This window comes from Kitasatospora terrestris (genome assembly GCF_039542905.1).
GTDB lineage: Bacteria > Actinomycetota > Actinomycetes > Streptomycetales > Streptomycetaceae > Kitasatospora > Kitasatospora terrestris.
Genome location: NZ_BAABIS010000001.1, coordinates 7,041,042 through 7,066,727 on the forward strand (window position 1 = coordinate 7,041,042; position 25,686 = coordinate 7,066,727).

The 25,686-nt window shown below is 75.2% G+C and carries 19 protein-coding genes; 12 read left to right on the forward strand and 7 right to left on the reverse strand.

Going from position 1 to position 25,686, the window contains the following annotated elements:
• Positions 1–13 precede the first annotated feature (13 nt).
• Complete coding sequence (locus ABEB06_RS32385) at positions 14–1,213, forward strand: MFS transporter (RefSeq protein ID WP_345700468.1); 1,200 nt, start codon at positions 14–16, stop codon at positions 1,211–1,213.
• 100 nt (positions 1,214–1,313) lie between these two features.
• Here the strand turns inward: ABEB06_RS32385 and ABEB06_RS32390 are convergent, their stop codons facing one another.
• Positions 1,314–2,150 (reverse strand): leucyl/phenylalanyl-tRNA--protein transferase, encoded by an 837-nt coding sequence (locus tag ABEB06_RS32390; protein ID WP_345700469.1) that lies wholly within the window; start codon positions 2,148–2,150, stop codon positions 1,314–1,316.
• Positions 2,147–5,272 carry an amino acid adenylation domain-containing protein gene (locus ABEB06_RS32395; RefSeq protein ID WP_345700470.1) on the reverse strand — a complete coding sequence of 1,042 codons (3,126 nt, stop codon included), beginning with the start codon at positions 5,270–5,272 and terminating at the stop codon, positions 2,147–2,149. Before ABEB06_RS32395 ends, ABEB06_RS32390 begins: the two co-directional genes overlap by 4 nt.
• Before the next feature lie 199 nt (positions 5,273–5,471).
• Here ABEB06_RS32395 and ABEB06_RS32400 point away from each other — a divergent pair, with 199 nt between their 5' ends.
• Together ABEB06_RS32400 and ABEB06_RS32405 are read left to right on the forward strand one after the other, a co-directional pair.
• Complete coding sequence (locus tag ABEB06_RS32400; RefSeq protein WP_345700471.1) at positions 5,472–8,591, forward strand: putative bifunctional diguanylate cyclase/phosphodiesterase; 3,120 nt, start codon at positions 5,472–5,474, stop codon at positions 8,589–8,591.
• 53 nt (positions 8,592–8,644) lie between these two features.
• A complete protein-coding gene (locus tag ABEB06_RS32405) occupies positions 8,645–11,296 on the forward strand; it encodes a SpoIIE family protein phosphatase (RefSeq protein ID WP_345702061.1) in 2,652 nt (883 codons plus the stop codon).
• On the opposite strand, the gene ABEB06_RS32410 is transcribed toward ABEB06_RS32405, so the two are convergent.
• The 4 genes from ABEB06_RS32410 to ABEB06_RS32425 form a co-directional block, all read right to left on the reverse strand.
• Positions 11,271–11,702 (reverse strand): SRPBCC family protein, encoded by a 432-nt coding sequence (locus ABEB06_RS32410; RefSeq protein ID WP_345700472.1) that lies wholly within the window; start codon positions 11,700–11,702, stop codon positions 11,271–11,273. The two genes, ABEB06_RS32405 and ABEB06_RS32410, sit on opposite strands and share 26 nt — an antisense overlap.
• 73 nt (positions 11,703–11,775) lie before the next feature.
• Positions 11,776–12,117, reverse strand: a complete 342-nt coding sequence (locus tag ABEB06_RS32415) for a tetratricopeptide repeat protein (protein ID WP_345700473.1) — start codon at positions 12,115–12,117, stop codon at positions 11,776–11,778.
• A gap of 58 nt (positions 12,118–12,175) precedes the next feature.
• Positions 12,176–13,603, reverse strand: a complete 1,428-nt coding sequence (locus ABEB06_RS32420) for a hypothetical protein (RefSeq protein WP_345700474.1) — start codon at positions 13,601–13,603, stop codon at positions 12,176–12,178.
• A 230-nt stretch (positions 13,604–13,833) separates the two neighbouring features.
• Complete coding sequence (locus tag ABEB06_RS32425) at positions 13,834–14,208, reverse strand: Zn-ribbon domain-containing OB-fold protein (protein ID WP_345700475.1); 375 nt, start codon at positions 14,206–14,208, stop codon at positions 13,834–13,836.
• Between the two features lie 483 nt (positions 14,209–14,691).
• Between ABEB06_RS32425 and efeO the strand changes: the two genes are divergently transcribed.
• From efeO to ABEB06_RS32450, 5 genes are all read left to right on the forward strand, one after another.
• The gene (efeO, locus tag ABEB06_RS32430; RefSeq protein WP_345700476.1) at positions 14,692–15,822 is read left to right on the forward strand and encodes an iron uptake system protein EfeO; all 1,131 of its coding nucleotides are present in this window, start codon (positions 14,692–14,694) and stop codon (positions 15,820–15,822) included.
• 55 nt (positions 15,823–15,877) lie between these two features.
• Positions 15,878–17,176: an iron uptake transporter deferrochelatase/peroxidase subunit gene (gene efeB / locus ABEB06_RS32435; protein ID WP_345700477.1), complete on the forward strand. Its 1,299-nt coding sequence runs from the start codon at positions 15,878–15,880 to the stop codon at positions 17,174–17,176.
• Positions 17,177–17,218: 42 nt separating this feature from the next.
• On the forward strand, positions 17,219–18,055 hold the full coding sequence (gene efeU, locus ABEB06_RS32440) for an iron uptake transporter permease EfeU (RefSeq protein WP_345700478.1): 837 nt from the start codon (positions 17,219–17,221) through the stop codon (positions 18,053–18,055).
• Positions 18,056–18,164: 109 nt separating this feature from the next.
• On the forward strand, positions 18,165–19,067 hold the full coding sequence (locus ABEB06_RS32445; protein ID WP_345700479.1) for a pseudouridine-5'-phosphate glycosidase: 903 nt from the start codon (positions 18,165–18,167) through the stop codon (positions 19,065–19,067).
• Positions 19,064–20,107 (forward strand): carbohydrate kinase family protein, encoded by a 1,044-nt coding sequence (locus tag ABEB06_RS32450; RefSeq protein ID WP_345700480.1) that lies wholly within the window; start codon positions 19,064–19,066, stop codon positions 20,105–20,107. The genes ABEB06_RS32445 and ABEB06_RS32450 overlap by 4 nt, the downstream gene beginning before the upstream one ends.
• 295 nt (positions 20,108–20,402) lie before the next feature.
• Here ABEB06_RS32450 and ABEB06_RS32455 read toward each other — a convergent pair whose 3' ends face one another.
• Positions 20,403–21,596 (reverse strand): erythromycin esterase family protein, encoded by a 1,194-nt coding sequence (locus tag ABEB06_RS32455; RefSeq protein ID WP_345700481.1) that lies wholly within the window; start codon positions 21,594–21,596, stop codon positions 20,403–20,405.
• An 84-nt stretch (positions 21,597–21,680) separates the two neighbouring features.
• Here ABEB06_RS32455 and ABEB06_RS32460 point away from each other — a divergent pair, with 84 nt between their 5' ends.
• Genes ABEB06_RS32460 through ABEB06_RS32475 form a run of 4 tightly spaced genes read left to right on the forward strand, consistent with a single transcriptional unit; the run spans position 21,681 to position 25,686 of the window.
• Positions 21,681–22,406, forward strand: a complete 726-nt coding sequence (locus ABEB06_RS32460) for a MerR family transcriptional regulator (RefSeq protein ID WP_345700482.1) — start codon at positions 21,681–21,683, stop codon at positions 22,404–22,406.
• Between the two features lie 9 nt (positions 22,407–22,415).
• Positions 22,416–23,438: a sulfite oxidase gene (locus tag ABEB06_RS32465; protein ID WP_345700483.1), complete on the forward strand. Its 1,023-nt coding sequence runs from the start codon at positions 22,416–22,418 to the stop codon at positions 23,436–23,438.
• A 20-nt stretch (positions 23,439–23,458) separates the two neighbouring features.
• The gene (locus ABEB06_RS32470) at positions 23,459–24,835 is read left to right on the forward strand and encodes an MBL fold metallo-hydrolase (protein ID WP_345700484.1); all 1,377 of its coding nucleotides are present in this window, start codon (positions 23,459–23,461) and stop codon (positions 24,833–24,835) included.
• Entirely contained in the window at positions 24,832–25,686 is an 855-nt protein-coding gene (locus ABEB06_RS32475; protein WP_345700485.1) for a sulfurtransferase, read from the forward strand. Before ABEB06_RS32470 ends, ABEB06_RS32475 begins: the two co-directional genes overlap by 4 nt.

Genomic DNA, 25,686 nt, shown 5'->3' on the forward strand with positions numbered 1-25,686 from the left:
TATCGTTCCGGGCATGGAGGAGAACCGGAACCACCGCAGATGGCTGATGCTGGCGCTCGGGACGGGCGGCCAGACGGCCAGCACCGTCGTGCTGTACGGGTTGCCGTACCTGATACCGGCGTTCCGCCGGGACCTGGGCCTCTCGCTCGCGGGGGCCGGGGTGCTGGTGGCGTGTCCGATCTTCGGGATCCTGGCCGGGCTGGTCGGCTGGGGAGTGGTGGCGGACCGGTACGGGGAGCGGTTCGCGCTGTCGGCGGGTCTGCTGTCGGCGGCGGTGGTGCTGGCGGCCGCGGTGCCGGCGGCGGGGGACGTGCGGTGGCTGGGGGCGCTGCTGGTGCTGGCGGGCGTGGCCGGGTCGTCGGTGAACTCGGCGTCCGGCCGGCTGGTGATCGGCTGGTTCCCGCCGGACCGGCGCGGGGTGGCGATGGGCGTGCGGCAGGCGTCGCAGCCGCTGGGCACCGGGCTGGCGGCGGTCTGCCTGCCGCCGATCGCCGAACAGGTGGGTGTGGCCGGGGCGTTGGGGTTCTGCGCGGTGCTGTGCGGCGGGTCCGGGCTGGCGATCGCGGTGGCGGCGGTGGATCCGCCGCGGCCCTCGCGGGCGGAGGCGGCGCGGACCCGTTCGCCGTACCGGGGTTGGTACCTGTGGCGGCTGCACGCGGCGGCGGGGCTGCTGTGCGTGCCGCAGTTCGTGGTGACCGGGTTCGCGCTGGTCTTCCTGATCGAGGCGCGCGGCTGGGCGCCGGCGACGGCGGGGACGGTGCTGGCGGTGGCGAACCTGGCGGGCGCGGGGGTGCGGCTGCTGGCGGGCTGGTGGTCCGACCGGGCGGGCAGCCGGGTGGTGCCGATGCGGCGGCTGGCGCTGGCCACGGCGGCGGACCTGGGGCTGCTGGCCCTGGGCGCGTGGTGGGGCTCCTGGGCGGGGGCGACGGCGCTGCTGCTGGCGTCGGGGCTGACGGTGTCCACCAACGGGCTGCACAACACGGCGGTCGCCGAGTACGCGGGCCCGGTCTGGGCGGGCCGGGCGCTGGGCGTGCACGGGGTGTGGCAGCACGCGATGGTGGTGCTGGTGCCGCCGCTGGCGGGCGCGGCGATCACCGGGCACGGGTACGGGTGGACCTTCGCGGCGGTGGTGGCCTTCCCGCTGCTGGCGGCGGCACTGATCCCGATGGGCTCGGGCCGCGCGGTCCGGGCGCCGGTGCCCGCGGTGCGCTAGCCGGGGCCGGGCCGGCGCCGAGCTCGGGCACGCTGTGCGGTCCGCCAGGCCGGAGCCGGAGCCCGGGTCGGAACTGAGCCGGAGGCGTCGCCGGGGTGGCTCAGTGCTGCTCCGGCGGCGCGAGGCGGGCCGCCGGCCGGGGCGCGGGGTCGGGCGGGCCGGCGGTGTGCGGGGTGCGCAGCAGGGCGAGGTAGTCGGCCCGGGGGACGGGGGCGGCGCCGAGGGTGCGGATGTGGGGGCTGTCCCACTGGGCGTCGAGGTGGTGGCCGCCGGCGGCGGCGAAGCGGGTGGCGAGGTCGGCGAGGGCGACCCGGGCGGCGTCGGGGCGGCGGTGGAACATGGAGTCCAGGCTGAGCACCGCGCCGACCCGGATGCCGAACGCGCCTGCGATCAGCTCGCCCTCGCGGTCGCGGACTTCGACGCTGTGGGCGTGTCCGGCGGTGTGCAGTTCGCGGAGCGAGGCCTGCAGGTCGTCGGTGAGCCACCGGGGGCGGCGGTCGGCGGCGCAGGCGGCGACGACCTCGGGGAAGGCGTGGTCGGCGGTGGTGGTCCAGCCGGAGTTGCGCAGTCGCCGCCTGAGCCGGCGGCTGAGCGGCACTCCGGTGGCGGTGGGGATGACGGGCCGCGGGTCCGGGGACCACCAGGCGACGGTGTACGGGGAGGTGGGGCCCGGGCCGTGCAGCGCGATGGCGCCGGCGGCGACCAGCGGCTCGTACCGGGTCTCGTTGAGCAGTTCGCCGTAGAGGTCGGCGGCGGGGAGCGGGAAGAGCCCGTGGGCGTAGGCGGCGAGCAGGGTCCGCGGGTCGAGGTCGGGGCAGAAGGCCGCGGGGGCGTCGGCGGGGGCGCGGGCGGGGTCGACGGTGCTCCACCAGGCGGCCGGGTCGGCCTCGGGCCGGCCGGCGGCGGTCACGGGGTGCGCCGGGGGGTCGTCGGTCACGGGACGGGGTCCAGCTGGCCGTTGGTGGTCATCCGGTCGAGGTAGAAGTCGAGCAGTTCGGTGTCGACGGGCGGGAACTCGATGCCGCTGCCGGCCAGCCCCTTCTCGGCGTTGGTGCGGCTGAACTGCGGGAAGGTGGGCCGGAAGTACATCTCGCTGATGGTGAGCCGGGTGGGTCCGGCGCAGCGGTCGACGAAGAGCGGCGCGAAGGGCGTGATGGGGTGCTCGGGGTGGTCGGCGGCGAACGCGACCAGCTGTTCGACCCAGTCCCCGTAGGCGAGTTCGGAGACCGGCCGGCCGTGGGCGCGGAGCCGGTCGGCGAGCCTGGGCAGGTCGGCGGGGTTCGGGTTGGTGAGGTGGTGGACGCGGCCGTCCGCGGGGGCGTGGGTGGCGAGGTGGGCGAGGGCGCGGGTGAAGGTGTCGGCGGGGACGAAGTCGAGCGGCAGGTCGACGTCGGGGACGGTGCCGCTGTCGGCGAAGTAGCGGATGAGCGCGCAGAGTTCGGTGCCGGGGTTCATGGTGCCGGTGGCCAGGTCGCCGGTGACGTCGTTGACCCGGTGGATGGCGACCGGGAGGCCGGCGCGGGCGGCGTTGTGCAGCAGGGCCTCGGCGACCCACTTGCTCTCGACGTAGCCGACGGAGAGCAGGTCGGGGTGGTCGAGCGGGGTGGTCTCGTCGACGTGGCGCTGTCCGGCGGCGCCGTGTCCGGCGAGGACGGCCATGCTGGAGAGGTAGTGGACGGGGATGCCCCGGGAGTGGCCGGCGAGGCGGACGATCTCGCGGGTGCCGCCGACGTTGGCGGCGCGCAGCTGCCGGTACGGGTAGAGGAAGTTGACCTGTCCGCCGAGGTGGTGGACGGTGTCGAGCCGGCCGGCCAGGTCCTCGAAGACGGCACGGGGGAGTCCGAGCAGGGGTTCGGCGAGGTCGCCGACCAGGGGGACGACCCGGTCCGGGGCGTGCAGGTCGCGGTGCAGGAAGTGCTGGTGGGCGGCGCGCAGGCGCTCCAGGGCGTGTTCGGGGTCGGCGGCGCGGACCAGGCAGTGGATCCGGGCGTCGGTGGTGGCGAGCAGGGTGTGCAGCAGGTGGGCGCCGCAGAAGCCGGTGGCGCCGGTGAGCAGCAGTTCGGCGGGGTCGGCCCAGTTCGGGCCGCCGTCGGTCCGCCGGACGGGGACGCCGAGTTCGGCTTCGGCGGTGAAGTCGACGGCGTCGGTGCCGGGGTCGGCGGCGTGGCCGGTGCGGGCGGCGTGGACGGCGACGGTGAAGGAGCCGAGGGTGGGGTCGCTCAGCAGCGCGCGGGTGAGTTCGCGGACCCGGTCGACGCCGAGGCCGAACATGATCCGGGCACGGGCGAGCATCTCCATGGCGAGCAGCGAGTTGCCGCCGAGCTGGAAGAAGTCGTCCTCGCTGGCGACCTCGTCGACGCCGAGCAACTGGGCCCACAGGTAGGCGAGTCCGTGTTCCGCGGCGGCGCTTCCGTTGCCGGGGCGGGCGGCGGGCCGGGCGATCTCGGCGAGCCGGCGGTTGTCGATCTTGCCGCCGGGGGTGAGCGGCATCCCGTCGACGGCCACGTAGGCGGCCGGGACGAGCGGGTCGGGGAGGTGCCCGGCGAGGAAGGTGCGCAGTTCGGCGGCGGGGGTCGCGGTGCCGGTGTAGTACGCGGTGAGGGCGCGTCCGGCGCCAGCGCCGTCGGTGGCGATCACCCGGGCCTGGCCGACGGCGGGGTGGGCGGTGAGGACGGCCTCGATCTCGGCGGGGTCGACCCGGAAGCCGCGGATCTTGACCTGGTCGTCGATCCGGCCGAGCAGTTCGAGGTTGCCGTCGGGGCGCCAGCGCCCGGTGTCGCCGGTGCGGTACATCCGCTCGCCGGGCCGGCCGGCGTACGGGTCGGGCAGGAAGCGCTCGGCGGTGAGCACCGGGTTCTTCCAGTAGCCGCGGGCCAGGGCCGCCCCGCCGAGGTAGACCTCGCCCTTGCGGCCGGGCGGCACCGGGTTCAACTCGCCGTCCAGGACGTGCACGTAGGTGCCCAGCAGCGGGCGGCCGACCGGGACGGGGGCGTGTCCGAGGCCGCCGACCAGCTCGTCGTGCAGCTCGCACAGGGTGGAGGTGATGGCGGTCTCGGTGAGGCCGTAGGCGTTGATGCGCCTGGTGTGCGGCTGGCGGCGCAGCGCGGTGCGGCAGTCCTCGGCGTGCACGGTCTCGCCGCCGACGATCAGCAGCCGCAGCCAGTCGGCGCCGTGGGCGTCCTCGGGCAGCAGGTCGAGCAGCCGGTGCCAGTAGGTGGGTGTCAGGTCGGCGACGGTGATCCCGAGTTCGGGGATGCGGTGGGCGAGCTCGATCGGCGCCCAGGTGTGCCGCCCGCCGAGTACCAGGGTGGATCCGCTGAGCAGCGGGGCGAAGATCTGCTCCAGCGCGGTGTCGAAGCCGAGCGCGCCGAGTTGGAGGACCCGGTCGGCGGGGGAGAGCTCGTACGCCTCGGCGACCCGGGTGAGGGTGAGGGCGAAGGCCCGGTGGTTGACCGGGACGCCCTTGGGGGTGCCGGTGGTGCCGGAGGTGTAGATCAGGTACGCCAGGTCCTCGGGCAGCGGGTCGGCGGGCACCGGACCGTCACAGGAGAGCTCTTCCACGGCGTTCGGGTCGGCGAGCACCAGGACCGCCTCCGCGTCGGCGGTCAACTGCCGTAACCGCTGCGGAGGGTGGTCCGGGTCGAGCGGCAGGAAGGCGGCGCCGGCCTTCAGCACCCCGAGCAGGGCGACCACCAGCGGCACGGAGCGTTCGAGGCGGACGGCGACCACGGTCTCGGCCGCGGCGCCGCGGCGGCGCAGCCCGGCGGCGAGCCGGTCGCTGCGCTCGTCGAGCTCGCGGTAGTCGATCCGCCGTCCCTCGGAGAGCAGGGCCGGCGCGTCGGGCGTCCGCTGGGCCTGGCGGCGGAACAGCGCGGGCACGGTGGGCCCGTACCCGCCGCGCAGGTCCGGTCGCACACCGTGGAGGCGGGTCCCGGCGGCGAGGCGGGCGACGGCGTCGCGGCAGCCGTCGCGGCCGCCCGGGCCCCATTCCCGGGTCCAGCCCGCAGGGACCGGCAGCGCGTCCGGCCAGATCGCGTACGATCCTTCGTCGTTGCTCACCACCGTGCTCGGACCCGATCCGGGCGGCTGGGGGGAGGGTTCCTTTTCCACCGGCACTGACCTCGGGTGATGCGGAAGTGGACGGCGTCCGGGAAATCGGCGCCGACATTCCGACTATAGGCACGTCCGGCGCGACAGCGATATCGCTGGGTATATTGGGAAGGCAGTGCCCCGGAGCCTCCGTGAGGGAGGTAGTCGGTTGACTCGCAGTCGACAGCGCCTGACGGTCTGTTACTTCGGCTGGATGGGCCTGCTCACGCTCGTCTACTACCTGAACCCGGACGACCGGATCATCTGGTGGACGGCGATGGGCCTCAGCGGGGTCGGCGCCATCGTGCTCGGCACCCGGATGAACCGGCCGGCGCACCCCGGCTACTGGTACGTGCTGGCCGCGGCCAACCTGAGCTTCACCATCGGCGAGGTCACGCAGGTCGTCTACACCGAGTACCTGCACGTCCTGACCTACCCGACCCTGGCCGACGCCTTCTACCTGGCCGAGTACCTGCTGTACGCGCTCGGCGTGGCCGGCTTCATCCGCTGGCGGACCGCCCACCAGGACCGCGGCTCGATGCTGGACGCGCTCATCCTCACGGTGGGTCTGGCCCTGCTGGTCTGGCTGTACCTGATCGTCCCGTACGAGCGGAACCCGGACCTGAGCTGGTTCCAGAAGGCCGTCTCGATCGCGTACCCGCTGGGCGACGTGCTGCTGCTGCTGATGCTGATGCGGCTGCTGGTGCCGCGCGGCGGCAAGAGCCGGGCGCTGCTGCTGCTCACCGTCGGCTCGCTCGGCATGCTGGCCTCCGACGTCCTGTACGGCCTGATCCAGCTGCACGGCGTGTGGCACATCGGCACCCCGGTGGACTTCGGCTGGGCCGCGTTCTACACGCTGTGGGGCGCCGCCGCGCTGCACCCGTCGATGGTGGAGCTGACCCGGCCGATCCCCACCCAGCCGACCGACATCACCAAGGGCCGGCTGGCGCTGCTCACCCTGGCCTCGCTGATCGCCCCCGCGATGCTGCTGTTCGACGTCTACCGCGGGGACAGCAGCCACGCCGGGGTGATCGCCGCGTTCTCGGCGGTGCTGTTCCTGCTGGTGCTGGCCCGGTTGGCCGGGATCGTGGTGGTGCACCGCAACCAGCTGGACCGGGAGCGGGCGCTGCGGATGGCCGGCGCCCGGCTGGCCGGGGCGGTCACCGTCAGCGAGGTCGCCGACTCCGTGCAGTCCGCGGCGGCCTCGCTGCTGCCGCCCAACGAGCCGGGAGCCGCCCTGCTGGCGGTCTGCGAGGACGGCGCCTTGAAGGCCGGGCGCAACCCGTGCGAGGGGGTGCTGCGGGTGCCGCGGATGGACGAGGTGCGCACCAGCCGGCTGCTGCCGGTGGAGGAGCTGGGCGGCGGCCTGGAGGAGCAGTTCGCCGGCTCGCCGTCCGTCCTGGTCTGCCCGCTGGCGCTGGAGCAGCGGGCCCTCGGCGAGCCGCTGATCGGCGTCCTGGTCGTCGGCGGCACCGAGCACCGGCTGACCGCCTTATGGGGCTCCCTGGACATCCTGGCCGGGCAGGCCGCGCTCGCCGTCGAGCGGGTGATGCTCAGCCGGCAGGTCAACCAGCACAACAGCGAGCTCTACTTCCGCACCCTGGTGCAGTCCGGCTCGGACGTGATCCTGATCCTCGACGACCAGGACGGCATCCGGTACGCCTCCTCCTCGGCCGAGCGGGTGCTCGGCCACCACGAGCCGGCCGGCGTCCCGCTGACCGACCTGGTGCCGCCCGAGGACGTCCGCGCCGTCCAGCAGGCGCTGGCCCGGATGCGCACCCGCGAGCAGGCCGAGCAGCGCGAGCACTGGCGGCTGCTGCGCAGCGACCACAGCGTGATCGAGGCCGAGGTGCGCTGGAACGACCTGCGCGCCGACCCCACCGTGGCCGGCCTGGTGCTCACCCTGCGCGACGTCACCGACCAGCGGCAGATGGAGCGCGAGCTGACCCACCGGGCCTTCCACGACTCGCTGACCGGCCTGGCCAACCGGGTGCTGTTCCTGGACCGGGTCGGCCACGCGCTGGCCCGCAGCGAGCGCCGCGGCACCGTCACCGGGGTGCTCTTCATCGACCTGGACGACTTCAAGGTGGTCAACGACACCCAGGGCCACGCGATCGGCGACGAGCTGCTGGTCGCGGTCTCGCTGCGGGTCTCCACCGCGCTGCGCACCTCCGACACCGCCGCCCGCCTCGGCGGCGACGAGTTCGCGGTGCTGGTCGAGGACGCGCTCTCCCCGGCGGACGTCGGCCGCACCGCCGACGCGGTGCTCGCCGTCTTCGAGGAGCCCTTCCGGCTCTCCTCCGGCGCCGTCCGGGTGGCCGCCAGCATCGGCGTGGCCACCACCGAGGACAGCGTGGACGCCGCCGAGCTGCTCACCCACGCCGACCTGGCGCTGTACGAGGCGAAGGCGGCCGGCAAGCGGCAGTGGAGCCGCTACCAGCCGCAGCTGCAGGCCGGGCTGGTCGAGCGGCACGAGCTGAACGAGAGCCTGGACACCGCCATCGCCGAATCCGCCTTCGCGCTGTACTACCAGCCGATCGTCGACCTGGCCAGCGGCGACCTGGTGGCCTTCGAGGCGCTGGTCCGCTGGCCGCACGAGCGCCGCGGCATGGTCCTGCCCGAGGACTTCATCGCGCTCGCCGAGGAGAGCGGCCAGATCGTCCCGCTGGGCGCCTGGGTGCTGGAGCGGGCCGTCACCGAGGCCACCGCCTGGCAGAAGCTCAGCGGCGACCGGCGCACCGCCGGCGGCCGGCTGCCGCTGCGGGTCAGCGTCAACGTCTCGGCCCGGCAGTTCCGCGACGCCGGCTTCGTCGACACCGTCCGCCGCGTCGTGGAGAGCAGCGGCATCAGGCCCGGCACCCTGATCCTGGAGCTCACCGAGAGCGTCCTGATGCGGCGCGACGAACGCGTCCGCACCGACATGCGCACCCTGCGCGACCTCGGCGTGCGGATCGCCATCGACGACTTCGGCACCGGCTACTCCTCGCTCAGCTACCTGCGCGAGTTCCCGATCTCGGTGCTGAAGATCGACAAGTCCTTCATCGACGGCCTGGGCCTGTCCGAGCAGCAGTACGCCCTGGTCGAGGGCATCACGCGGATCGCCGACACGCTCGGCGTCCAGGTGATCGCCGAGGGCATCGAGAACGACGCCCAGCGGCAGCTGCTCGCCGCCATGGGGTGCCCGCTCGGCCAGGGCTACCTGTTCGCCAGGCCGCTCACCGTCGAACAGGCCGGCGCCCTGGTCCAGGGCGACGCCGACCTCGCCGGACTCCAGGACGGCCGACCCTGACCGACTCATTGGCCCACGGGGGGAGGGGAGTGTAGACATAACCCATGACCCGGATGGCCCGGTTCCGGGCGGCCCTCGACGTACGGAGCGTGGCGGGCCAGGTCTTCGTGCTGCAGCTGGTCGTCCTGCTGCTGGTGGTGGCCGCCGCCGCGGTCGAGTCCGTCCTGCAGTCCCGGGCCGACAGCGCCGACGAGGCGCGCAACCGCTCCGTCGCGGTCGCCCAGACCTACGCCAGCTCGCCGGGCATCGTCGCGGCCCTCCGCTCGCCCGACCCGACCGCGGTCCTGCAGCCCAGCGCCGAGGAGGCCCGGGTCAAGTCCGGTGTCGACTTCCTGGTGGTGCTCTCCACCGACGGCATCCGCTACACCCACCCGCTGCCCGACCGGATCGGCAAGAAGTTCGTCGGCACCTACGAGCCGGCGCTGCGCGGGCAGGTCGTCACCGAGACCGTCAACGGCACCATCGGCCGCCTGGTCCAGGCCGTCGTCCCGGTCACCGACCAGGACGGCACCGTGGTCGGCGCGGTCTCCTCCGGCGTCCGGATCAGCCAGATCAGCGCCAGCGCCGACCGCCAGCTGCCGGTGCTGATCGGCGCCGCCGCGGCCGCCCTGCTGTGCGCCGGCGGCGGCGCCTTCCTGATCTCCCGACGGCTGCGCCGGCAGACCCGCGGCCTCGGCCCGACCGAGATGACCAGGATGTACGAGCACCACGACGCGGTGCTGCACGCTGTCCGCGAGGGCGTCCTGATCATCGGCGCCGAACAGCGCCTGCTGCTCGCCAACGACGAAGCCCGCCGACTGCTCGCCCTGCCGTCCGACTCCGAGGGCCGCCGCGTCCCCGACCTGGGCCTGGCCCGCCCGGTCGCCGAACTGCTCGCCTCCGGCGGCGAGGCCAGCGACGAGGTGGTCACCGCCGGTGACCGGCTGCTCGCCGTCAACGTCCGCCCCACCGACCGCGGCGGCGGCCCGCCCGGCTACGTCGCCACCTTCCGCGACACCACCGAACTGCGGGTGCTCGGCGGCAAGGCCGACCTGGCCCGCCGCCGCCTGCAGCAGCTGTACGACGCCAGCGGCGCGATCGGCACCACCCTCGACATCGGCCGCACCTGCGAGGAGCTGGCCGAGGCGCTGGTCCCCGCGCTCGCCGACTACGCGGCCGTCGACCTCGCCGAGCCCGTGCTCCGCGGCGAACCGCCCGGCCCGGACCCGGCCTCCCCGATGCGCCGCACCGCGCTCACCGGCGTCACCCCCGCCCCGCTGCTGCTGCCGGTCGGCGCCGACGTCCCGATCGTGCCCGGCACCCCCCGCGCCCGCGCCCTCGCCGAACACCGCACGGTGCTGGAGACCGACCTGACCGACGCGATCCGCCGCTGGGCCGACGCCCACCCCACGGCCGCCGCCGGCGCCCGGGAGCAGGGCCTGCACTCGCTGATCGCCGTCCCGCTCACCGTCGGCGGCGTGGTGCTGGGCATCGCCACCTTCTGGCGGGCCTCCGCCCGCCCGGAGTCCTTCGACGCCGACGACCGCTCGCTCGCCGAGGAGCTGGTCGCCCGCGCCGCCATCTCGATCGAGAACGCCCGCCGCTACACCCGCGAGCACGGCATGGCCGTCACCCTGCAGCACAGCCTGCTGCCCGGCGCCCTGCCCCAGCAGTCCGCGCTGGACGTCGCCTACCGCTACCTGCCCGCGCAGGCCGGGGTCGGCGGCGACTGGTTCGACGTCATCCCGCTGCCCGGTGCCCGGGTCGCCCTGGTCGTCGGCGACGTGGTCGGCCACGGCCTGCACGCCGCCGCCACCATGGGCCGGCTGCGCACCGCCGTGCACAACTTCACCGCCCTCGACCTGCCGCCCGACGAGCTCCTCGGCCACCTCGACGACCTGGTCAACCGGCTCGACCAGGACCGGGACACCGACGGACAGGTCCCGATCACCGGCGCCACCTGCCTGTACGCGGTCTACGACCCGGTCTCCCGGCAGTGCGCGGTGGCCCGGGCCGGACACCTGCTGCCCGCCCTGGTCCACCCCGACGGCCGGGTGGAGTTCCCCGAGGTCCCCGCCGGACCGCCGCTCGGCCTGGTCGGCCACCCCTTCGAGACCGCCGAACTGCTCCTGCCCGAGGGCAGCCGGCTGGTCCTCTACACCGACGGACTGGTCGAGTCCCGCGACCGGGACATCGACGAGGGCCTGGAGCTGCTCCGCGCGACCCTCGCGCACCCCGACCGCAGCCCCCAGCAGACCTGCGCCGACGTGCTCTCCACGCTGCTGCCCGTCACCCCCACCGACGACATCGCGCTGCTGGTCGCCCGCACCCGCGCGCTGCCCGCCGACCTGGTCGCGCAGTGGGAGGTCCCGGAGGACCCGGCCGCCGTCGCGGGCGTCCGCGCCGAGGCCACCCGGCAGATCGAGGCGTGGGGACTGGTCGAGCAGGGCTTCGCCGCCGAGCTGATCCTCAGCGAACTGATCACCAACGCGATCCGGTACGCCAGCGGGCCGATCCGGGTCCGGCTGATCCTCGACCGGGCGCTGATCTGCGAGGTCGCCGACGGCAGCTCCACCTCGCCGCACCTGCGCTACGCCGCCGACACCGACGAGGGCGGCCGCGGCCTGTTCCTGGTCGCGCAGCTCGCCGAACGCTGGGGCACCCGGTACACCGCCACCGGCAAGGTGATCTGGGCCGAGCTCAGCGGTGCTCGACCAGCTCCTTGAACAGCGCCAGGTCGGTCCGGACCGCCTCCTCGATGGTGTGGCTCTGCGCGAACCCCACCGGGCCGCCGCCCAGGTCGTCCCGCAGCGTCTCCGGGTCGTACTCCAGGCGCAGCTGCACCTGGGTGTGCGTCTCGTCCAGCGGACGCAGCGCGAAGGTGCCCTTCAGGTGCACCCCGTCCACGGTCTGCCAGGTCATCACCCGCCCCCGGCCGTGATCGGTCAGCTCGGCGACGAACGACCGCCGCACCCCGCCGATCTCCACGTCCAGCCGGGCCCGGTTGCGGCCGTGCGCGGCGGCGTGCCGCAGCCCGGCGACGAACCGCGGGTAGTCGGCGACCCGGTGCAACTGCTCCCAGGTCCGGCCGACCGGGGTGGTGACGTCGATCTGCTCCTCGAGGGTGGTCATGCGCACCTCCTCCTCGCGTCCAGCCTGCCTCCGGCCCCCGGGCCGGGCAAACGCCCGGCCCGGGGGCGGCCGCTCACAGTTCTGCGGACCCGCCCTCGAAGGCCGCGGCCAGCCGCAGGTACGGCGCGGCCTCGGCGGCCCGGCCCTGCCGCTGCAGCACCCGGCCCAGCATCAGGTGGGCGTAGTGCTCGACCGGGTCGCGCGCGATCACCTCGCGCAGCTGCTCCTCGGCCCGGCGCAGCTGGGCGGAGTGGTAGTAGGCGCGGGCCAGCAGCAGGCGCGGGGCGACCTGCTCGGGGACCTCGGCGACCACCTCGGCCAGCATCGGGGCCGCGTCCGCGTACGCCTTGGAGTCGAAGTACAGGCGGGCGCGCTCCCAGCGCTGGACGGTGGTCTCCTCGCGGGTGGTGCTCACGGGTGGCTCCTCTCTCGGTGACTCGTTGAACATTCACCGATCGGGAGTCATTCCCCGGTCACACCCCGGGTCGCTCCGCCGCCGGGGGCACGTCGGACAGGTCGAGCAGGCAGTGCATCAGCTCCAGCGGCAGGGCCGGGTTGGCCGCCGCGGCCTCCGCCAGCTCCGAGGCCAGCAGCCGGCGCAGCGCGGGCAGCGGCAGCCGGGGGTGGCGGGCGGCGGCCCGGGCCACCGCCCGGTCCGGGTCGGCGGTCAGCCGCTCCACCAGCTCGGGCGCCACCTGCGGGTCGCGCAGCGCGGCCAGGCGCAGCCGGGCGTCCGGGTGGCCGGCGAACCGGGCCAGGCCCGGGCGGGCGAAGTTCGGCCGCTCGGCCAGCGCGTCGTGGGCCCGGCCGCGGCCGCCCGCGTACAGCTCCACCAGCAGCTCGTGCGGGGCGTCCGGGCAGTGCTCGGCCAGCGCCAGGCGGACCCCCGGGTCCGGGTCGGCGGCCAGCGCGCGGACCGCCTCGGCCGGCAGGCCCGGCGCCGCGGCCGCGCCGCGGCGCAGCAGCGGGTGCGCGGAGGCCGCCAGTTCGGCCAGCGCCACGGGGTCGCCGTGCCGGGCCGTCACCCAGGCCGGTGCGGCGGTGCGGCCGTCCGGGACGGAGATCCGGATCGCGGCCCGCTGCGGCTCCGTCAGGTCCGGGCGGACCGAGACCGCGAGGCGCACCTGCTCGACCGGGTCGACGGCCAGGGCGAGCGCCAGGTCGGTCGGCAGGTGCGGGTTGCCGGCCACGGCGGTGCGGATCCACGGGTCGTCGTCGTAGCGCAGCCACTCGCCGAGCCGGCGCTCGATCGGCGCGCGGGCGGCGGCCCGCTCGCGGCGGCGCGGGTCGCTCTCGGCGATGTACTCCGCCAGGGTGCGCGGCAGCGGGCGCTCGGTGCGGCGGGCCAGCCGGACGGCCGCCCGCACCACCGGGTCACGGTCGGCCGTCAGCTCGTGCCGGAGCCCGGCGGGCAGCTGCGGCCAGCCCTCGCGGGTGATCGCGGCGGCCCGGACGGCGGGCTGCGGGTCGCGGGCCAGCGCCGCCCGCAGGTCGGCCGGCAGGCCCGGGCAGGCGGGCACCAGGCGGCGGTTGTTCGCGTCCCGGTCGCCGGCCAGCGCGGCCAGCGCCTCGACGGGCAGCACCACCTGGCGCTCGGCGGCGGCCAGCGCGCAGGCGCGGCGCACGGTGCGGTCGCGGTCCAGGGCGAGCCGGCCGAGCAGGGCGGGCGGCAGGTGCGGGTTGTCGGCGAGCCGGCGGCGCACCGCCGGGGCCGGGTGGGCGAGGGCCGCCTCCACGGTGCCGGCCGGCAGCGCACGGGCGGAGAGCCAGCGGTCCTCGTCGGGTCGGCGCTCGGCGGCCAGCAGTCGGTCCAGCACGGCGGCCGGGGCCGCCGGGTTGGCGGCCAGCCCGGTGGGCCAGGCCAGCCGCAGCGCCGCCTCCCCGCCGGCGGCGGCCGTCAACTTCACTTCCGAACATGCCCGCTGAGGCAGTGTCAGCTCAACCACGTCTCCGTGCACCTTCCCCCGGTCCAGGCAACGGAGCCGACAGTAACCGAGCCGGTGTGGTGCGTGCACGAGTTCTTGACAGGTAGGCCGGATCCGTCCCCGGACCCGGCGCCCTTCGGCCGAAGTCGTGGGGGAACGGCGGAGGAGGTGCGGGGGAGTCGTGCCCGCGGGGCCCGGCGGAGGGTCTAGTAGGCGCGCGGGACCGGACGGAAGGTGAGGTGGCGGCCCTCGTCCTCGCTGGTGGTGAGCTGGACGCGGGTGCCGATCGGGACGGCGCCCGGGAGGCCGCCGACCACCGCGGCCTGGACGGAGAAGCCCTCGTCCAGGGTCACCAGGTAGGGGCGGTCGGGGTGCGAGCCGCGGCGGGTCGGGCGAAGCAGGCGCTGCACCGTGCCCTGGCCGGCGCCGCGGGCCGGCTCCAGGTCGGCCGAGCCGCAGACCGGGCAGAGCATGCAGGTGACCGCGGCCGCGGAGCGGCACCAGTGGCACCGGCGGTAGGTCAGTTCGCCGTCCTCCGGGGTGGAGGGCGAGGTGGGTGCGATCGCGACGAGCGGGGTCATGGCCGTCTCCTCTTCGAGCCCGGGTGCGCCGCCGTACCGCCGCCCGTCGCCGGGCGTGCGGTCGTGGCGCCTGCCGAGGAGGACGCTATGGCACTCAGTGCCGCCTGTAAAGGTACTGAGTGCCGGATCCTTGGAAATCGGGCACGGCCTGCGGCACTGAGTGCCACGGGCTGGGTCCGGGCGTCTGCGTTCGTGGGCGGAGGGGTGGTGCCGGTCACATCCGGGGCGGACGGCGCGGCGAGCCGACGTGGCGTCAAGTCGACAATTTCCGTCGCTGGTTGACGGATCCGCAGGCACCCGCCGAACAGCGGGGGAGCGGTGGCCGGGTGGCGGATATCCGTTTCGTGGCCGCCCCGATATCGACGGCGTTCCCGGCTGCCTCTAAGGTATGCCTTAGCTTACCGGGCAGCGGGGATCGGACCTGATCCCCGCTGCCCGGCCTTGCGAGTCCCGCCCGTTCCGACCCCCGCCCGTGGAGTGTTCATGTCCGCCCGTCGTTCGACCGCAGTCACGCTGCTCTCCATCGCCGTGGCCGGTGCCGCGCTGGCCGGTTGCTCCTCCAAGAAGGACGGCGGCTCCGCCGACGCGATCCAGGTGAACGCGACCGACACCGCCTGCGAGCTGTCGAAGACCACCTTCCCCGCCGGGCACATCGAGCTCGCCATCGCCAACAAGGGCTCGAAGACCACCGAGGTCTACATCTACGGCGAGGGCGACAAGATCGTCACCGAGCGCGAGAACATCGGCCCCGGCACCAAGGCCACCATCAACGCCGAGGTCAAGGCCGGCACCTACGAGGTCGCCTGCAAGCCCGGCCAGACCGGTGACGGCATCCGCCAGAAGATCACCGTCACCGGCGGCACCGAGGCCAAGAAGGACCCGCGCCTGGAGTCCGCGGTCGACGCGTACCGCAAGTACGCCCAGGAGCAGGCCGACGCCACCATCCCGGTGGTCACCCAGTTCGCCGACGCCGTCAAGGCCGGCGACCTGGAGAAGGCCAAGGCCCTGTTCGCCGCCTCCCGGGTCGGCTGGGAGCGCACCGAGCCGGTCGCCGAGAGCTTCGGCGACGTCGACCCGAAGACCGACACCCGCGAGGACGCCCTGGAGCCCGGCCAGGAGTGGACCGGCTGGCACAAGATCGAGAAGTCGCTCTGGGCCGACAACAAGATCGACGACTCGGACAAGAAGCTCGCCGACCAGCTGGTCGCCGACCTGACCGACTGGCAGAAGCGCATCCCGCAGGCCGAGATCACCGCCACCGGCATGGCCAACGGCGCCAAGGAACTGCTGGACGAGGTCTCCAAGAACAAGATCACCGGTGAGGAGGACCGCTACTCCCACACCGACCTGTCCGACTTCGCCGCCAACGTCGAGGGCGCCCGCAAGGCGTACGAGCTGCTGAAGCCGGTCGCCGCCGAGAAGGACGCCGCGCTGGCCAAGACCCTGGACGGCGAGTTCGACGCGATCCAGGCGCTGCTCGCCAAGTACAAGCAGGGCGACGCCTACACCTCGTACGACAAGGTCACCGAGGCCGAGCGCAAGACCTTCCAGGACGCGGTGAACTCGCTGGGCGAGCCGCTGTCCAAGCTGGCCGCCGCCGTCGTCGTCCAGTAGGTCCGGTAGTTTCACCGCCGAGTCCCACTCCCCCCAGCGCGAAGGAACACAGACGATGACCGCCGAGCACGCGGACAGCACGGAGAACGCCGGAAGCGGCACCGAGGGCGCCGAGCAGCGCCCCGGGCTGAGCCGACGCGCCGTCATCGGCTGGGCGGGAGCGGGCGTGGCGATCGGCGCCGCCGGTGTCGGCACGGTCGCCGCCGCCACCCGGCACGCCGAGGACCCGGTGCCCGCGAAGCAGGCCGTGGACGTCCCGTTCTACGGCGAGCACCAGTCGGGCATCTCCACCCCGGTCCAGGACCGGCTGCACTTCGCCGCGTTCGACGTCATCACCAAGGACCGCGACGCCCTGGTGAAGATGCTGAAGGAGTGGACCAAGGCCGCCGCCGCGATGACCGCCGGCCGCGAGGTCGGCGCCGGCGCCACCGGCGGCCTGCCCGAGGCCCCGCCGGACGACACCGGCGAGGCCCTCGGCCTGCCGGCCTCCCGGCTCACCCTCACCGTGGGCTTCGGCCCCACCCTGTTCGAGAAGGACGGCGTCGACCGCTTCGGCCTGAAGGCCAAGCGGCCCGAGGCCCTGGTCGACCTGCCCAAGTTCCGCGGCGACCGGCTCGACCCGAACCGGGTCGGCGGCGACATCTGCGTCCAGGCCTGCGCCGACGACCCGATGATCGCCGTCCACGCGATCCGCAACCTGGCCCGGATCGGCATGGGCGTGGTCAACGTCCGCTGGTCGCAGCTCGGCTTCGGCAAGACCTCCTCCACCACGCCCGACGCGCAGACCCCGCGCAACCTGATGGGCTTCAAGGACGGCACCCACAACATCGCGGGCACCGACGACGCCGCGCTGGCGAAGCACGTCTGGGTCGGCGCCGGCGACGGCCCCGAGTGGATGACCGGCGGCTCCTACCTGGTCGCCCGCCGCATCCGGATGACCATCGAGACCTGGGACCGCACCTCGCTCAAGGAGCAGGAGGAGGTCATCGGGCGCACCAAGCTCGAAGGCGCCCCGATCGGCAAGCAGAAGGAGCGCGACACCCCGGACCTGAAGGCCATGAAGGACGACGCGCACGTGCGCCTCGCCCACCCCGACAGCAACGACGGCCTGATGATCCTGCGGCGCGGCTTCTCCTTCACCGACGGCAGCGACGGCCTCGGCCGCCTCGACGCCGGCCTGTTCTTCCTCGCCTACCAGCGCGACACCCGCAAGGCGTTCGTCCCGCTGCAGACCAAGCTGGCCGCCAACGACGCGCTCAACGAGTACATCGAGCACGTCGGCTCCGGCCACTTCGCCTGCCCGCCCGGCATCCGCAAGCCCGGCGAGTGGTGGGGCCAGGCCCTCTTCGGCTGAGCCCGTCCGCCGTCCGTACCACCGTTTCCGAGGAGAGCCGACGTGTTCGCCAACTACCTGATCGGCCTGCGCGAGGGCCTGGAAGCCAGCCTGGTCGTCTGCATCCTGATCGCCTACCTGGTGAAGACCGGCCGCAAGGACCGGCTCGCGCCGGTCTGGGCGGGCATCGCCGTCGCCGTCGCGCTGTCCATGGCGTTCGGCGCGGTGCTGCAGTTCGGCTCCTCCCAGCTCTCCTTCGAGGCCCAGGAGGCGCTCGGCGGCAGCCTGTCGATCATCGCCGTCGGCCTGGTCACCTGGATGGTCTTCTGGATGCGCCGCACCGCCCGGCACCTGAAGTCCGAACTGCACGGCAAGCTGGACGCCGCGCTCGCGATGGGCACCGTCGCGCTCGTCGTCACCGCCTTCCTGGCGGTCGGCCGCGAGGGCCTGGAGACCGCGCTGTTCATCTGGACCGCCGTGCAGGCCACCGGCGACGGCTGGAACCCGCTGGTCGGCGCGGTGCTCGGCCTGCTCACCTCGGTGGTGCTCGGCTGGCTGTTCTACCGCGGCGCCCTGAAGATCAACCTCGCCAAGTTCTTCACCTGGACCGGCGCGATGCTCGTCGTGGTGGCGGCCGGCGTGCTCGCCTACGGCGTGCACGACCTGCAGGAGGCCGGCTGGGTGCCGGGCCTGCACGAGCTCGCCTTCGACATCAGCTCCACCGTCCCGCAGGACAGCTGGTACGGGACGCTGCTCAAGGGCGTGTTCAACTTCCAGCCCGACCCGACCTGGCTGCAGGTGGGCGTCTGGGCGCTCTACCTGGTGCCGACCCTGGCCTACTTCTTCTTCAGCAAGCCCGGCACCACCGCGCCCCGCCCGGCGGTCGCCACCAGCAGCTGATCCTCCACCGGCCGGCCCTCATCGGCTGAGCACGACCCTTCGGGGGCCCGCGAGCGCGCGGGCCCCCGAAGGGGTTTCGGGAGGGCTCCGGCGTGCCAGGTATCTCCGCATGGAGATCTCGGAGGAGGTACGGGACGCCCTGGCGGACGGGCGACCCGTGGTGGCACTGGAGTCGACGATCATCGCGCACGGGCTGCCCCGGCCGCGGAACCTCGCGGTCGCGGAGGAGTTGGAGGCGCTGGTCCGGGCCGGCGGGGCGGTGCCCGCCACCGTCGCGGTGCTCGACGGGGTGCCCCGGATCGGCCTCGGCAAAGCCGAGTTGGAGCGGGTCGCCGCCGAGGACGGCCTGCGCAAGCTCGGCCACCGCGACCTGGCCCTCGCCGTCGCGGCCGGCGCGAGCGGGGCCACCACCGTCTCCGGCACGGCCTTCCTCGCCGCCCGGGCCGGGATCCGGGTGTTCGCCACCGGCGGGCTCGGCGGGGTCCACCGCGGCTGGGCGACCACCATGGACGAGTCCGCCGACCTCGGGCTGCTCGCCCGGATCCGGATCACCGTGGTCTGCGCCGGCGTCAAGTCCATCCTCGACGTACCCGCCACCCTGGAACGCCTGGAGACCCTCGGCGTCGCCGTGGCCGGCCACCAAACCGGCGACTTCCCCGGCTTCTACCTGACCCGCTCCGGCCGCCCGGTCGACTGGACGGTGGACGGCCCCGCCGAGGTCGCCGCCGCGATGCGGGCCCAGGACGCGCTCGGCGGCCTCGACACCGCGCTGGTCGTGGCCAACCCCGTCGACGAGGCCGAACAGCTCGACCCCGCCCTGCACGACCGCGTCCTCGCGGACGGGCTCGCCGCCGCCGAACGCGCCGGCGTCGGCGGGCAGGCCGCCACCCCGTTCCTGCTCGCGTACCTCACCGAGCACACCGCGGGCGCCTCACTGGAGGCCAACCTCGCGGCCGTCCGCGGCAACGTCCGGCTCGCCGCGCGGATCGCGGTGGAGTGGGCGCGCGGATGACGGGCGCCGAGCCGGACGCCGAGCCGGGCGGCGGAGCCGATGGAGGTGCGGCCGGAGCCGGCCACGGCACCGGCGGTCAGGCAGCGGGGACCGGTGCCGGCACCGCCGGTGGGGCGGGCGGCGGGCTCGGCGGGGGCGCGGCCGGTGCGCTGCTGGTCGTCGGGGACGTGGTCACCGACATCGTCGCCCGGCACGGCGACCCGCCGGCGCCGCGCACCGACACCGCCGCCCGGATCGCCGTCCGGCCCGGCGGCGCCGGGGCGAACGCCGCCGCCTGGGCCGCCCGCGCCGGGGCGGCCGTCCGGCTGCTCGGCCGGGTCGGCGCGGACGCCGCGGACTGGCACCGGCGGGAGCTCGCGGCGAGCGGCGTCCGGTCGTTCCTGACCGTCGACCGGGAGACGGCCACGGCCGTGGTGATCGCCCTGGTCGACGCCACCGCCGAACGCAGCTTCCTCACCGACAGCGGCGCCACCGCGCACCTCGGCCCCGCCGACTGGGACCCGTCGCTGCTCGACGGCGCGGGCCGCGTCCACCTGTCCGGCTACCTCTGCTTCACCGGGCCCGGACGGGAGTTGGCGGCGACGGTGACCCGGGAGGCGGCGCGGCGCGGGGTGCCGGTGAGCGTCGACCCGGCGTCCGCCGGATTCATCGCCGGGCTGGGACGGGACCGGTTCCTCGCGGCGGTCGTCGGCGCCGGGCTGCTGCTGCCGAACCTCGACGAGGCGCGGCTGCTCAGCGGCGAGCAGGAACCGGAGGCCGCCGCGCTGGCGCTGGCGCGGCGCTTCGGCGAGGCGGTGGTCAAACTCGGCGGGGACGGCGCGGTCGTCGCCGTCGGCGACCGGATCGCCGCCCGGGTACCGGCCCGTCCGGTCGAACCGCTCGACACCACCGGCGCGGGCGACGCGTTCACCGGCACCTACCTCGCCGCGAGGCTCAGGGGCGCCGGCCCGGCCGACGCCGCCACCGCCGCCTGCGAGGCCGGCGCCCTGGCGGTACGGACCATAGGGGGACGCCCGCCCGCCGGGCCGGTCGGGACGTAGAGCGTCCCGACCGAATCCGGGGGATGATGAAGCGTCAGGCTCTGGTTCCGCCGGCACGTTCGGCGCTGCTGCCGGCGGCGGGGACGCACCGCCGAGGAGTTGTGCGCCGCGACCGTGGCCGTCGGCCACGGGAGCGTCCGGTCCGCGAGCTGCGGCGAAACCGCCCGGCCGGCCGTGCTCGCGGCCACGGACCTGCTGCCGACCGGGCCGCGGCGGCACCACCCGGTCGAGTCGCCGTGGGAGCTGACGGCCGCCCGGCAGGGCCGGGTCCGGCCCGGCGGCCCCGGCCGGGGCGTCAGATCTCCGGGAGGAAGACGACGGCGTCGGTGAGGTCGGTGGTGGCCGGGTCGAGGGGGAAGTAGGTGTGGTCGGCGGGGGTCCGCAGGTCGGGCTGCTGGGGCAGGGCGGTGGCGAGGCGGCGGGGGTCGACCAGGGTGCGCGGGTGGGGGAGGGCGGCGAGGAGGCCTTCGAGGGTGGTGGGGGCGGGGGTGTCGGTGCCGTTGCGGGTGCCGAAGGTGGTGGCGGCGAAGGCGTAGCCGGTGCCGAGGCGGGCGGAGAGGATCGCGCCGAGGCTCCACCACTCGAAGAGCGTGCCGCCCATGGTGAGGCTGCTGAGGTTGCGCTGCAGGTGCGCGTTGTGGGCGAACACCAGGGTGCGGCCCCGCCGTTCCTCGGTGCGCAGGACCGCGTCGAGGTTGTCGGCCATCATCGTGGCGCGCAGGCCGAGCAGGGTGGCGATGCGGTGGGGCGAGGTGTCGGCGAGGGCCGCGTGGTAGCGGAGCAGGCCGGTGGCGGTGCGGGCGTACAGCTCGGCGCGGCGGTGGGCCTCGGTGGAGGCGGCGGCCAGGAGCTGCGGGGCGTGGGCGGTGAGCAGGGACTGCAGGTCGTCGGCGAGCAGGCGCAGTTCGCGGGCGTCGTCGGTGCGGCCGGGTGAGGCGCCGGGGTCCGTCATCACGTCCGGGTGGGTCCAGCGGCCGTCGGGGCCGAGCAGGGCGTCGAGGGTTTCGGCGGAGGGGACGAGGCCGGGGCCGAGGTGGGTGGCGAGGTGGTCGCGGAGGGCGGTGAGCACGGGTCGCGGCGAGGCGGCGCCGGTGATCTCCAGCGGGCCGTCGACGCCGTGGAAGCGGACCCGGTCCTCGGGCGCGCACGTCCCGTTGTGGTCGCGCATCCAGCTCAGCAGGGCGCGGTTGGCGGCGGAGGCGCCGAACCCGTGGCTGAACCCGGTGGCCATGACGGTGTCGAGGTCGCCGGCGCCCTCGGTGACGTACGCGTCGGCGGTCAGGGCGGCGAGGCAGTCGCTCTCGACGGCGACGGAGCGGTAGCCCTCGTGCTCGACGAGGTGGACGAGGAGCTCGTTGCGCAGGTCGAGGAAGGCGTCCACGCCGTGGGTCGGTTCGCCGAGCGCGAGGACGCGGGTGTCGGGGGAGAGCAGTGAGGTGAGGGCGGCGGGGGAGTAGGGCCGGGCGGCGTCCTGCAGCTGGGTGGTCATGCCTTCAACGCTATCGTTGAAGGTTCGGTGGAGGCTTTGACGCGAGTTCGGGCGGTAGTGGTGGGAAAAGTTTCAAACACCGCATTGAGGCCGGTCGATCTGGCGCGGGAGCACGGACTGTCCACGCAGGCGGTCCGCAACTACGAGGACGCGGGGATCCTGCCGCCCGCGGAGCGTTCGGCGCACGGGTACCGGCGGTACGGGCCGCGGCACGCGGCCGCGTTGCGGACGTTCCTGGCGCTGGTGCCCGCGCACGGGCACGCGACGGCGACGGCGGTGATGGGGGCGTTGAACGCGGGGGAGCCGGGGGAGGCGCTGCGGCTGATCGACGGGAGCCACGAGCAGCTGGCGGCCGACCGGCGGACGCTCGACGAGGTGGCGGCGGCGGTCGGCCACCTGGTGGAGGCGGATCCGGTCGCCGCGGCGGAGACGTCCATCGGGCCGTTGGCGCGGCGGCTGGGGGTGCGGGCGGCGACGCTGCGGGCGTGGGAGCGGGCCGGGCTGGTGGCGCCGGCCCGGGACCGGCGGACCGGGTACCGGGTGTACGCGCCCGCGGACGTGCGGGACGTGCTGCTGGCGCACCAGCTGCGCCGTGGCGGGTACGGGCTGGAGCAGATCGCCCGGGTGCTGGGGCGGGTCCGGGAGGCGGGCGGCGCGGAGCCGCTGCGGGCAGCGCTGGAGGGTTGGCGGGAGCGGGTGACGGCGCGCGGGCGGGCGATGCTGGCGGCCGCCGCCGCGGTCGACGGCTACCTGCGGCGGCACGCGCCCGGGGCCCCCGACGACGCGCTCCCCGCCACCCCCCGGGCGTAGATTCGAGGTATGGGCGGGCCCGAGACGGTCACGGCGGAGCCGTTCAACGCGCAGACGCCTGCGGCGGCGCTCGCGGCGCACCGCACGGCGGCGGACGCGCTGTTCGTGCGCTCGCACTTCGCGGTGCCCCGGATCGACCCGGACGGCTGGCGGCTGCGGGTCGGTGCGGCGGAGTTCCGCCTCGCCGAGCTGCGGGCCTCGGGCCGGCGCGAGGTGGAGGCGGTGCTGGAGTGCGCGGGCAACGGGCGGAGCCTGATGCGGCCGCCCGCGCCCGGCGTGCCGTGGGACGAGCGGGCGGTGGGGTGCGCGCTGTTCGCCGGCGTTCCGTTCGCCGCGGTCGCCGAGCGGGCGGGGCTGGACCCGGGGGCCGCCGAGTACGTGTTCACCGGCGCCGACAGCGGGACGGTCGGCGGCCGGCGGACCCCGTTCGAGCGCAGCCTGCCGGTGGCCGCCGCCCTGCACCCGGACACCCTGCTCGCCCTCGAACTGAACGGCCGCCCGCTGACCGCCGAGCACGGCGCGCCGGTCCGGCTGGTGGCACCCGGGCTGTACGGGGTCGCGGACGTGAAGTGGCTGGTGGCGGTGCGGTCGGTGGAGCAGCCGTTCAGCGGCCCGTTCCAGGGCGGCTCGTACGTCTACCGGGACTCGCACGGCACCGACGGCGGCACCGAGGACGGCCCGGTCACCACCGTCCGGGTCCGCTCGCTGATCACCGAGCCGGCGCCGGGTGCGCGGCTGCGGGTCGGCGCGGAGACGGAGCTGCGCGGGCACGCGTGGTCGGGCGCCGGGCCGGTGGAACGGGTCGAGGTGCGGATCGACGGCGGCGCCTGGCGGCCGGCGCGGCTGCGCGGCGGTAGCCGGTACGCGTGGTGCGACTGGTCGTACCGCTGGCTGCCGGAGCGCCCCGGCGGCCACCGGATCGAGGTCCGGGCGACGGACGCGAGCGGCGCCGCGCAGCCGCTCCGGGCGCCGTGGAACGCGGACGGCTACGGCTGCAATCCGGCGGCGGCGCTGGACGTGGTCGCGCACTGAACGGGAGCGGGTGAGCGCGGGTGGACGGGATCGGCTACGAGGCGATCGTCACCGCCGGGCTGGGCGACTCCAGCTACCTGCTGGTGAGCGGTGACGAGGCGGCGTACGTGGATCCGCAGCGGGACTGCTGGCCGGTGCTGGAGGCGTGCCGGCGGCGCGGGGTGCGGGTGCGGTACGTGCTGGAGACGCACGTGCACAACGACTACCTCTCGGGGGCGCTGGAGGTGCGGGAGGCGACCGGGGCGACGGTGGCGGGGCCGGCGGCGGCCGGGTACGGGTTCGCCCACCTGCCGCTGGTGGAGGACGACGAGGTCGCGGTCGGCGACGCGGTCGTCCGCGCGCTGGAGACGCCGGGGCACACGGCCGAGCACACCGCGTACCTGGTGCACCACCGGGAGCGGCCGCAGGACGGGCCCGAAGCGGTGTTCACCGGCGGCAGCCTGCTGGTCGGCGCCTCCGGCCGGACCGACCTGCTCGGCCCGGGCCGCACCGAGGAGCTGACCCGGGCGCAGTACCGCTCGCTGCGCCGGCTGGCCGCGCTGCCGGACGCCACCCGGGTGCTGCCCACCCACGGCGCCGGCAGCTCCTGCGCGGCCGCCGCGGCGCCGGGGGCCCGGACCAGCACGGTCGGCGCGCAGCGGCTCGGCAACCCCGGGCTGCTGGCCGCCGACGAGGCGGAGTTCCTGGCCGGGCGGCTGCGCGGGCTGCCGCCGGTGCCCGGCTACTACCGGCACATGGCGCCGATCAACCGGGCCGGGCCGCCGGTGCTCGGGCACCCGCCGGTGCTGCCGCCGCTGACGCCCGGCGAGGCGGAGCACCTGGCGCTGCGCGGTGCGACCGTGGTGGACGCCCGCGACCGCCGCGGGTACGCCGACGCGCACCTGCCGGGCTCGCTGGGCCACGAGCTGGACGACGCGTTCGCCGCGGTGGTCGGGGAGACCGTCCCGTTCGGCACCGACCTGGTGCTGGTGCTGCCGGAGCCGCTGGCCGAGGCGGCCGCCGAGGCCGTCCGGCAGCTGCTGCGGATCGGCTACCGGGCGCTCGGGCACCTGGCGGGCGGGGTCGGGGCCTGGGCGGCGACCGGACGGCCGGTGGCGTCCTTCGCGACCGCCGACGTGCGGGAGTTGGCCGCGCGCGGGCCCGGCGCGGTGACCGTGCTGGACGTCCGCACCCGGCCGGAGCCGCCGGTGCCCGGCGCGCTGGCCGTCCCGCTCGGACAAATAGCCCAACGGGCCGGGGAGTTCACGGGTGAGGTGTGGACGGTGTGCGGCCGGGGGCGGCGGGCCGCCGTCGCCGCCGGACTGCTCGCGCGGGCGGGAGTGCCGGTGACCGCCGTGGTGACCGGCGGCGCGGCCGATCTGATCGGAGCGGGGGAGGAGAGGAGGACCGGGCGATGAGCGGCAACGGCTACGCGCACCCGGAACGGCTGGTCTCCACCGAGTGGTTGGCCGCCCACCTGACGGACGGCACCGTTCGCATCGTCGACGTCGACGAGGACACCGCCGCCTACGACCGGGGCCACATCCCGGGCGCGGTCGGCTGGAACTGGACCACCGACCTGCACAGCCCCGTCGGCCGGGACCACCTCGACCGGGAGGCGCTCGGCCGGCTGCTGTCCGCCGCCGGGGTCGAGGACGACACCACCGTGGTGCTGTACGGCGGCAACGACAACTGGTTCGCGGCGTACGCGTACTGGATCCTGCGACTGCGCGGCTTCGAGGCGGTGAAACTGCTCGACGGCGGCCGCAGGAAATGGGAGTCGGAGGGCCGTGGACTCACCCACGAGGTGATGGACTACCAGCACACCGGATACACCGTCGACGGCCGCGAACGGCCCGAGATCCGCGCGCTGCGCTACGAGGTGCTCGCCCGCACCGGCGGCGAACTCGGCCTGGTGGACGTCCGCTCGCCCGAGGAGTACCGCGGCGAGCGGCTCGCCCCGCCGCACCTGCCGCAGGAACAGGCCCAGGTGCCGGGCCACATCCCCGGCGCGGTCAACATCCCCTGGTCGCAGGCGGCCAACGACGACGGCACCTTCAAGTCCGCCGCCGAGCTGCGCGCCCTGTACGGGAGCGCGGGCATCGACGGCGGACGTGAGGTGGTCGCGTACTGCAGGATCGGCGAGCGCTCCGCGCACACCTGGTTCGCACTCACCGAGCTGCTGGGCTACGGCAACGTGAAGAACTACGACGGCTCGTGGACCGAGTACGGCTCACTGGTCGGCGCACCGGTGGCGCTCGGCGCCTGA